This is a genomic window from Pseudomonas sp. S31 (genome assembly GCF_016648105.1).
Taxonomy (GTDB): Bacteria; Pseudomonadota; Gammaproteobacteria; order Pseudomonadales; family Pseudomonadaceae; genus Aquipseudomonas.
The window spans coordinates 1-9,393 of sequence record NZ_JACVVE010000077.1; the positions used below are offsets into that span (position 1 = coordinate 1).

A 9,393-nucleotide genomic window follows, 5' to 3' on the forward strand; every position below is an offset into this window, starting at 1 on the left:
GCCGCCACGGGCTCAACAACCCGCTGCATGGGCCCGGGGCCGCGTTGCGGCCCCGAGATAGCGATGGCGCTGCAGGATGGCAGGGCACGCGTGGAAATTGCAGAAACGAAACAGGCCGCATATAGCGGCCTGTTTCGTCATGCATCCAGCACTCAGTAGCGGGTGATATCCGCGCTGCCTTCGAGCTGCTTGCGGTACGCGGCGAAGTCTTGCTGGCCAGCACGCGAAGCGAGGTAGCGACGGATCTGCTGCTTCTCTTCGTCAGTGGCCGCAGCGCCTTCGTTGACGCCCTTGAGCTGCAACACGACCAGGCTGCCATCGGCCAGGACCACGCTGCCGTAGACCGGCTTGTCCTTGGCTTCTGGCTTGGCCAGGCGGAACAGCGCCTGCAGCTCGGCCGGGTCGATGCCGTCCTGGCCACGGGTGACCGCTTCGGCAGGCTTCCAGACCTGGCCTTCGTAGGCCTCGGCACCCGCGATGGAGCCGTCGCGCAGGCCGGCGATCAGCTTGTCGGCCTTGGCCTTGAGCTCGGCGGTGGCTTTCTCCTTGGCCAGGTGATCGGCGATGTTGCCGGCCACGGCTTCCAGGGCCAGCTGTGCAGGCTTGCGGTGCTCCTTGACGCGCAGCACCACGGTGGTTTCCGGGTCCAGCTCGATGGCGGTGCTGTTGGCACCCTCTTCCAGCACTTCCTCGGAGAACGCCGCCTGTACCACCTGGCGGTTGGCGGTGATGCCGTCGCCACCTTCGCGGCCGAACGCTGCCGAGGTCTGCACCTTGAGGTTCAGGTCCTGGGCTGGCTGGGCCAGGTCGGAAGCCTCGTAGGCGGCGTCCTGCAGTTGCTTGCTGGCATCCACGTAGCGCTGCTCGACCAGCGGCGTCTTCAGGTCACGAACCAGCTTGTCCTTCAGGCTGGCGAAGCTCGGCACCTCTGGCGCCTCGACCCCCAGCAGCTTGATCAGGTGATAGCCGTATTCGGTACGCACCGGCTCCGATACCTGCCCCTTGCCGAGCTTGTACAGCGCGGTTTCGAAGGCCGGATCGTATACGCCCGGGCCGGCGAAGCCGAGGTCACCCCCGGTGCTCGCCGAACCTGGGTCCTGGGAGAACTCCTTGGCCAGCGCGGCGAAGTCCTCGCCCTTGGCCAGGCGCTGCTGCACTTGCTCGATGCGGGCCTTGGCCTGGGCATCGGTGACCTTGTCGTTGACCTCGATGAGGATGTGCGCGGCGTGACGCTGCTCGGCGAGGTTGGCGATTTCCTTCTCGTACTGCGCCTTGAGCTCTTCGTCGCTGACCTTGACCTGGTCGAAGAACGCCGACTTCTTGAGCTCGACGTAGTCGATGACCACCTGGTCGGGGCTCATGAATTCCTTGGCGTGCTGGTCGTAGTGCGCCTTGATCTCTTCATCGCTGATCTTGATCGCGGCCGGGTTGGCCTTGAAGGTCAGGGAGGCGAAGTCACGGGTTTGTTTTTCCAGGCGGGCGAAGGCGTCCACCTGCTGGTCGGTGACGAAGCTGCTGCCGGCGATCCCGGTGCGCAGTTGGCCGATGAGCATCTCTTCGGCCAGCATGGCGCGGAATTGCATGCGGCTGTAGCCCATCTGGCGGATGACCTGATCGAAGCGGTCGGCGCTGAACTTGCCGTCCACCTGGAATTCCGGCGTCTGCAAGATCACCTGGTCAAGCGCGGCCTCGGAGAAGGCGAACTTGGCGTCGGCGGCCCCCTGCAGCAGCAGCTTGCGGTCGATCAGCCCCTTGAGCGCCGCTTCGCGCAGCATTTTCTCATCCAGCATGGCCGGGTCGAAATCCTTGCCCAGCTGTTGCATGAGCTGGCGACGCTGCATGTCGGAGGCCTGGCTCAGCTCGTTCTGGCTGATGGTTTCGCCGTTCACCTTGGCGGCGTCCTGGCTATGGGTGGCGGCCTGGAAAATGGCCTCGAAGCCGGTCAACGCCATCAGCATGACGATGAGGCCGATGATGGTCTTGGCAATCCAACCTTGTGAATTGTCCCTGATATTTTGCAGCATGCGTCCCCCAGAAACGGCTGTACCACTGCGTCGACAACCGCGGAGCGTGGGTAGAATCCTGATAAAAGAAAGGCGCATCCGAGGATGCGCCTTTTCTTAGCAAACGTGTCAGGCGGGAACGTTTGCGCCCCGCCATCAGCGTGCTCGGACCTGGCCAGGCCGGGTCCGGCCGAAAGACGACTTAGTTGACGGCGTCTTTCAGGCCTTTGCCAGCCTTGAAGCCTGGAACCTTGGCAGCGGCGATCTTGATGGCCTTGCCGGTTTGTGGGTTACGGCCGGTGCGCTCGGCGCGCTCCTTGACCGAGAAGGTACCGAAGCCAACCAGAACGACGTCGTCGCCTGCTTTCAGGGCACCGGTCACGGAGTCAATGACTGCGTCCAGCGCACGGCCGGCTACAGCTTTCGGGATGTCTGCAGATGCGGCGATAGCGTCAATCAGTTCCGACTTGTTCACTCTAAGTCCCCTTATATCTCTATTGAGTTTGTTTCTAAGTATGTAATGAAAAGCTTATGAAGCGTGCGCTGAGTGGCTTACTGACAATAGCGTGCCGCTTTATAGCAAGGCGTCGAAAAAACTGTCAAGGAAAGCCCCCCAGCCAAAAACTACTAATGCGTGCTGATTCTTTCCTTAGCATCGCCGTCGCGCTTTTCATCTTTCGCGACAATCTCAGGAGCCACATCTGGCAAGGGCTCCGGGGCGTATTGCAGCGCAATTTGGAGGACTTCGTCAATCCATTTGACCGGTTTGATCTGAAGATCCTGTTTGATATTTTCCGGAATTTCCTTCAGATCGCGAACATTCTCCTCGGGAATGATCACCGTCTTGATCCCACCCCGGTGCGCCGCCAGCAGTTTTTCCTTCAACCCACCGATGGCCAATACCTGGCCACGCAGGGTGATTTCGCCGGTCATGGCCACGTCGGCGCGTACCGGAATCTGGGTCAGGGCCGACACCAGCGCGGTGCACATGCCGATACCGGCACTCGGGCCGTCCTTCGGCGTAGCGCCTTCGGGCATGTGGATGTGCACGTCGTGCTTCTCGTGAAAATCAGCGGCGATGCCCAGGCTGCGGGCACGGCTGCGGACCACGGTTTGCGCGGCGGTGATCGACTCGACCATGACGTCGCCGAGCGAGCCGGTCTTGATCAACTGGCCCTTGCCGGGGATGACCACGGCCTCGATGGTCAGCAGCTCACCGCCGACCTGAGTCCAGGCAAGCCCGGTGACCTGGCCGATCTGGTCCTGCGACTCGGCCAGGCCGTAGCGGAACTTGCGCACGCCCAGCAGGTGCTCGAGCTGCTCGCCAGTGACCTTGACCCGCACCTGCTTGTGCCCGGTGTGCTCCTTGACCACTTTGCGGCAGACCTTGGCGATCTGGCGCTCCAGGCCACGCACGCCGGCTTCGCGGGTGTAGTAGCGGATGATGTCGCGGATGGCCGAGACATCGATCTCGAGCTCTTCCGTCTTCAAGCCGTTGGCCTTGACCTGCTTGGGCGTCAGGTACTTGACCGCGATGTTGATCTTCTCGTCCTCGGTGTAGCCTGGCAGGCGGATGACTTCCATCCGGTCCAGCAACGCCGGCGGGATGTTCATCGAGTTCGAGGTGCACAGGAACATCACGTCCGAGAGGTCGTAGTCGACTTCCAGGTAATGGTCGTTGAAGTTGTGGTTCTGCTCGGGGTCGAGCACCTCCAGCAGCGCCGAGGCCGGGTCGCCACGCATGTCGCTGCCCATCTTGTCGATCTCGTCGAGCAGGAACAGCGGGTTGCGTACGCCCACCTTGGTCATCTTCTGGATCAGCCGGCCCGGCATCGAGCCGATGTAGGTGCGGCGGTGGCCACGGATCTCGGCCTCGTCACGCACGCCCCCCAGGGCCATGCGCACGAACTTGCGGTTGGTGGCGGCGGCGATCGACTCGGCCAGCGAGGTCTTGCCGACGCCAGGCGGGCCGACCAGGCACAACACCGGGCCACGGATCTTCTTCACGCGCTTCTGTACGGCAAGGTACTCGAGGATGCGTTCCTTGACCTCTTCCAGGCCGTAGTGGTCGGCATCGAGGATTTCCTCGGCCTTGGCCAGGTCCAGGCGGACCTTGCTCTGGGCCTTCCAAGGCACCTGCACGAGCCAGTCGAGGTAGGTACGGACCACGGTGGCCTCAGCCGACATCGGCGACATCTGCTTGAGCTTGTTCAGCTCGGCCTGGGCCTTGGCCAGGGCATCCTTGGGCAGACCCGCTGCGTCGATGCGCTTTTTCAGCTCTTCGACTTCGTTGTGGCCTTCGTCGCCATCGCCGAGTTCCTTCTGAATGGCCTTCATCTGCTCATTCAGGTAGTACTCGCGCTGGCTGCGCTCCATTTGCTTCTTGACCCGACCGCGAATGCGCTTCTCGACCTGCAGCAAGTCGATTTCGGCATCCAGCAGCGCCAACACGTGCTCGACACGCGCCGCCAGGTCGACGATCTCGAGGATTTCCTGCTTCTGCTCGATCTTCAGGGCCATGTGCGCGGCCATGGTGTCGACCAGGCGCCCAGGCTCCTCGATGCTGTTGAGCGACGACAGGACCTCGGCTGGCACCTTCTTGCCCAGCTGGACGTACTGCTCGAACTGCGACAACAGGGTGCGCACGAAGACTTCCGACTCGCGCTCGGCGGCGTCGGTCTCATCGATCAGGGAAACTTCGGCACGGATGTGCCCATCCACTTCGTTGAAGCGCTCGACCGCGCCACGCTGCTCGCCCTCTACCAGCACCTTGACGGTGCCATCGGGCAGCTTGAGCAGTTGCAGCACGGTGGCGACGGTACCGACACGGTACAGGGCATCTTCGCCCGGGTCGTCGTCGGCTGGGTTCTTCTGGGCCAGCAGGAGAATCTGCTTCTCGCCCGTCATCGCCGCCTCAAGGGCCTCGATGGACTTTTCGCGCCCCACGAACAGCGGGATGACCATGTGCGGATAGACGACGACGTCGCGCAATGGCAAAAGAGGCAAGTCGAGGGTGGTCTTCATGATTTCGCCTCTACAGCGGCCTTGTGGCCGGAAACCGTTGGAAATGTTGCTTGGAGCTAATGTGGGGGCACGCCTGGGAAATTACAAGCGCTAGTGCAGGAAAAGCAAAAAGGGGCCGCAGGCCCCTTCTTGTTGTTGACTGCCAGGCGCACCGACTCAGGCGTCGGGGGCAGCCTTGGCTTGCGGCTCGCTGTTTTCGTAGATCAACAGCGGCTGCGAGGTGCCATCGATGACGCTCTCGTCGATCACCACCTTGCTGACATCCTTCTGCGAAGGAATCTCGTACATGGTGTCGAGCAGCACGCCTTCGAGGATCGAACGCAGGCCACGGGCGCCAGTCTTGCGCTCCAGGGCCTTGCGGGCAACGGCCTTGAGCGCATCGCTGCGGAACTCGAGGTCGACGCTTTCCATCTCGAACAGCTTAGCGTATTGCTTGGTCAGGGCGTTCTTCGGCTCGGTGAGGATCTGCATCAATGCAGCCTCATCCAGCTCGTCGAGGGTCGCCAGTACCGGCAGGCGGCCAACGAACTCGGGGATCAGGCCAAACTTCACCAGATCGTCCGGCTCGACCTCACGCAGGGACTCGCCGACCTTCTTGCCCTCTTCCTTGCTGCGCACTTCGGCGCCAAAACCGATGCCACCCTTGGTGGAGCGGTTCTGGATGACCTTTTCCAGGCCCGAGAACGCACCACCGCAGATGAACAGGATGTTGCGGGTATCGACCTGCAGGAACTCCTGTTGCGGGTGCTTGCGCCCCCCTTGCGGCGGAACGGAGGCCACGGTGCCTTCGATCAGCTTCAGCAATGCCTGCTGCACGCCCTCGCCCGAGACGTCACGGGTGATGGACGGGTTGTCCGACTTGCGCGAGATCTTGTCGATCTCGTCGATGTAGACGATGCCCATCTGGGCCTTTTCCACGTCGTAGTCGCACTTCTGCAACAGCTTCTGAATGATGTTCTCGACGTCCTCACCCACGTAACCGGCTTCGGTCAGGGTGGTGGCGTCGGCGATGGTGAACGGTACGTTCAACAGGCGCGCAAGGGTTTCGGCGAGCAGGGTCTTACCCGAGCCGGTCGGCCCGATGAGCAGGATGTTGCTCTTGCCGAGTTCGACCTCGTCACCCTTCTTGTCACGCTGGTTCAGGCGCTTGTAGTGGTTGTACACCGCTACGGACAGCACCTTCTTGGCACGCTCCTGACCAATGACGTACGAGTCAAGGATGCCGCTGATTTCTTTCGGCGAAGGTAGTTTGTGCGCGCTGCTCTCGGCCTGGGCTTCCTGCACCTCCTCGCGGATGATGTCATTGCACAGGTCGACGCACTCGTCGCAGATAAATACCGAGGGCCCGGCAATCAATTTGCGCACTTCGTGCTGGCTTTTGCCGCAGAAGGAGCAATAGAGCAATTTGCCGCTGTCCTCGCCGTTACGGGTGTCAGTCATTCGATCGATCCAATCCGGTAGGCTTGCAACACAAGATGAAGGCAATTGCGGGCTTTTTCAAGTCCGCAGGTAGGCGCTTTCGGCGCCCACCTGCTCTGGCCCCTGGGTTCAGGAGGCCAGTTGCCGCTTGTCGTAGACCGAGTCGATCAGGCCGTACTCGGCCGCGCGCGAGGCGCTCATGAAGTTGTCACGTTCGGTGTCGCGCTTGATGGTCTCGAGGTCCTGGCCGGTGTGATAGGCCAGCAGCTCGTTCAGGCGTGCCTTGATATTGAGGATTTCCTGGGCGTGGATCTCGATATCGGTGGCCTGACCCTGGAAACCGCCCAGAGGCTGGTGGATCATCACGCGCGAGTTCGGCAGGCAGTGACGCTTGCCCTTGGCCCCGGCAGCCAGCAGGAAGGCGCCCATGCTGCAGGCCTGGCCGATGCAGATGGTCGACACGTCCGGCTTGATGAACTGCATGGTGTCGTAGATCGACATGCCAGCAGTGACCGAGCCGCCTGGGGAGTTGATGTACAGATGGATATCCTTGTCCGGGTTTTCCGCCTCGAGGAACAAGAGCTGCGCCACGACCAGGTTGGCCATGTAGTCCTCTACGGGACCCACCAGGAAGATCACACGCTCCTTCAACAGGCGCGAGTAGATGTCGTAGGCGCGTTCGCCACGGGCGGACTGCTCGATAACCATCGGGACCAGACCGCCTGCGGCCTGGATGTCAGAGCTCTGCTGAATATAAGAATTGCGGGACATGTCCTGCGCTCACTCCCAAATAGTCATGGCTTGATAACGCACAAGCCAGCGCGAAGGCTGGCTTGTGGGGGCTTCCTACGAAAGAACCGTATTACTCAGCTTCGGCTGGGGCCTGTGCTGGTTTTACCGCTTCTTCGTACGAGACCGACTTGTCGGTCACAGTAGCTTTCTGCAGAACAGTATCTACAACTTGCTCTTCCAGCACAACCGAACGCACTTCGTTCAGTTGCTGGTCGTTCTTGTAGTACCAGGCGATGACCTGCTCAGGCTCTTGGTAGGCCGAAGCCATTTCCTCGATCATTTCGCGAACCTTGGCGTCGTCTGGCTTCAGCTCGAACTGCTTGACCACTTCGGCGACGATCAGGCCCAGCACCACGCGGCGCTTGGCTTGCTCTTCGAACAGCTCGGCCGGCAGTTGCTCAGGCTTGATGTTGCCACCGAATTGCTGAACAGCCTGCACGCGCAGACGGTTGACTTCGTTCTCCAGCAGGGCCTTCGGCACTTCGATCGGGTTGGCGGCCAGCAGACCGTCCATGACCTGGTTCTTGACCTTGGTCTTGATGGCCTGGCGCAGTTCACGCTCCATGTTCTTGCGCACTTCGGTGCGGAAGCCTTCCAGGGTCGATTCCTTGATGCCGAACTGGGCGAAGAAGGCTTCGTTCAGCTCTGGCAGCTCAGGGGCGGCGACGCTGTTCACGGTGATGGTGAACTCGGCAGCCTTGCCGGCCAGGTCGAGGTTCTGGTAATCCTCTGGGAAGGTCACGTTGACAACGCGCTCTTCGCCCGCCTTGGCGCCCACCAGGCCATCTTCGAAGCCTGGGATCATGCGGCCCGAGCCCAGCACCAGCTGGGTGCCCTTGGCCGAACCACCGGCGAAGGCTTCACCGTCGATCTTGCCGACGAAGTCGATGTTGACCTGGTCGTCGTTCTGCGCGGCGCGCTCGACGTTTTCGAAGCGCACGTTCTGCTTGCGCAGCACTTCCAGCATGTTGTCCAGGTCGGCGTCGGCCACTTCGGCGCTCAGGCGCTCGACGTTGATCGACTCCAGGCCGGCAACGGTGAACTCAGGGAACACTTCGAAGATGGCGACGAATTCCAGGTCCTTGCCCTTTTCGAAGGACTTCGGCTCGACGGCAGGAGCGCCAGCCGGGTTCAGCTTCTGCTCGACGATGGCTTCGTAGAAGGAAGCCTGGACCAGGTCACCGAAAGCCTCTTGGCGAGCATCGGCTTCGAAACGCTGACGAATCACGCTCATCGGCACCTTGCCTGGGCGGAAGCCCGCGACCTTGGCGCGCTTGGCAGTCTGCTGCAGACGCTTGTTGACTTCGTTCTCGACGCGCTCGGCCGGAACGGCGATGGTCATGCGGCGCTCGAGAGCGGAAGTGTTTTCAACAGAAACTTGCATGGATATTCCTCGTTGCACAGACGTTAGCCGGCGATAGCCCGACTCCAGAATCAAGGGCCAACATTCTAGTGAGTCACGCACCAGAAGTCACCCCACCCGGGACGACGGGAAACCACGCCGGTCGATTAACTTGCAAGACCCGCGCACCAGCGCAACGGGCTTCTTTATATACAAGGGTCGCGCGCGCCTCTTCGAGTGCGCGCTACCGCAATAACTTGTCAAACAACTGCCAGGACGACTTCACCCCTACTGTGGGTCGATTTCGTTGAACTGGCAGTACTCTTCCCACTCCATACCCAGTGCCTCGGCCACCTCGCGGTGGGTCTCCAGGCGCATGGCCTGAAGCTGCTCCGGGCTTTCGGCGATCAGTTGCAGCGCCAGCTCCCAGGGCTGCAAGCCCTGCTCCTCGGCGGCATCCTCGAACGCCCACTCGATCTGCTGGGCCTGCTCCCGCTCATCCAGCTCGCGAATTTCCTCGAGCAGTTGCGGATTGGCTTCGGCGAAGCGCTGCAGCGCCAGAGCCTGACGGTCTTCTTTTGCAATCATGTTCGACTCATCCTCTGCCGGCCACGCTTCGCCAACCCTTGGGCCGGCATTTCAACCGGCTGAAATCTATCAGCTTTTATTGGGATGCCACCAGCGGATTGCAAGGGGCAGATCAACCAAACCACAGCGCCAAAACAAAAAGGCGCCCGGTCTCACGACCAAGGCGCCTTCGAAAATATGGGGTGGACGATGGGAATCGAACCCACGACAACTGGAATCACAATC

At 61.3% G+C, this 9,393-nt stretch carries 7 protein-coding genes; all 7 read right to left on the minus strand.

Going from position 1 to position 9,393, the window contains the following annotated elements; all coding sequences use genetic code 11:
- Window positions 1–152: 152 nt before the first annotated feature.
- The 7 genes from IAE37_RS28405 to IAE37_RS28435 all read right to left on the minus strand — a co-directional run bounded on the left by IAE37_RS28405 (window position 153) and on the right by IAE37_RS28435 (window position 9,168).
- Entirely contained in the window at window positions 153–2,024 is a 1,872-nt protein-coding gene (locus IAE37_RS28405) for a SurA N-terminal domain-containing protein (protein ID WP_201178769.1), read from the minus strand.
- A gap of 181 nt (window positions 2,025–2,205) precedes the next feature.
- Complete coding sequence (gene hupB / locus IAE37_RS28410) at window positions 2,206–2,478, minus strand: nucleoid-associated protein HU-beta (protein WP_054892387.1); 273 nt, start codon at window positions 2,476–2,478, stop codon at window positions 2,206–2,208.
- Between the two features lie 152 nt (window positions 2,479–2,630).
- On the minus strand, window positions 2,631–5,027 hold the full coding sequence (gene lon, locus IAE37_RS28415; protein WP_201178770.1) for an endopeptidase La: 2,397 nt from the start codon (window positions 5,025–5,027) through the stop codon (window positions 2,631–2,633).
- Window positions 5,028–5,183: 156 nt separating this feature from the next.
- Complete coding sequence (gene clpX / locus IAE37_RS28420; protein WP_201178771.1) at window positions 5,184–6,467, minus strand: ATP-dependent Clp protease ATP-binding subunit ClpX; 1,284 nt, start codon at window positions 6,465–6,467, stop codon at window positions 5,184–5,186.
- A gap of 108 nt (window positions 6,468–6,575) precedes the next feature.
- Window positions 6,576–7,217, minus strand: coding sequence for an ATP-dependent Clp endopeptidase proteolytic subunit ClpP (gene clpP / locus IAE37_RS28425; RefSeq protein WP_003259400.1), 642 nt, complete (start codon window positions 7,215–7,217; stop codon window positions 6,576–6,578).
- A 91-nt stretch (window positions 7,218–7,308) separates the two neighbouring features.
- On the minus strand, window positions 7,309–8,622 hold the full coding sequence (tig, locus tag IAE37_RS28430) for a trigger factor (protein WP_201178772.1): 1,314 nt from the start codon (window positions 8,620–8,622) through the stop codon (window positions 7,309–7,311).
- Between the two features lie 246 nt (window positions 8,623–8,868).
- The gene (locus IAE37_RS28435) at window positions 8,869–9,168 is read right to left on the minus strand and encodes a DUF6388 family protein (protein WP_201178773.1); all 300 of its coding nucleotides are present in this window, start codon (window positions 9,166–9,168) and stop codon (window positions 8,869–8,871) included.
- Window positions 9,169–9,393 lie beyond the last annotated feature (225 nt).

Bases quoted from the DNA above. Each gene is read 5' to 3' on its own strand.
- IAE37_RS28405 (WP_201178769.1), bottom strand. From the start codon at position 2,024: ATGCTGCAAAATATCAGGGACAATTCACAAGGTTGGATTGCCAAGACC.
- lon (WP_201178770.1), bottom strand. From the start codon at position 5,027: ATGAAGACCACCCTCGACTTGCCTCTTTTGCCATTGCGCGACGTCGTC.
- clpX (WP_201178771.1), bottom strand. From the start codon at position 6,467: ATGACTGACACCCGTAACGGCGAGGACAGCGGCAAATTGCTCTATTGC.
- clpP (WP_003259400.1), bottom strand. From the start codon at position 7,217: ATGTCCCGCAATTCTTATATTCAGCAGAGCTCTGACATCCAGGCCGCA.
- tig (WP_201178772.1), bottom strand. From the start codon at position 8,622: ATGCAAGTTTCTGTTGAAAACACTTCCGCTCTCGAGCGCCGCATGACC.
- IAE37_RS28435 (WP_201178773.1), bottom strand. From the start codon at position 9,168: ATGATTGCAAAAGAAGACCGTCAGGCTCTGGCGCTGCAGCGCTTCGCC.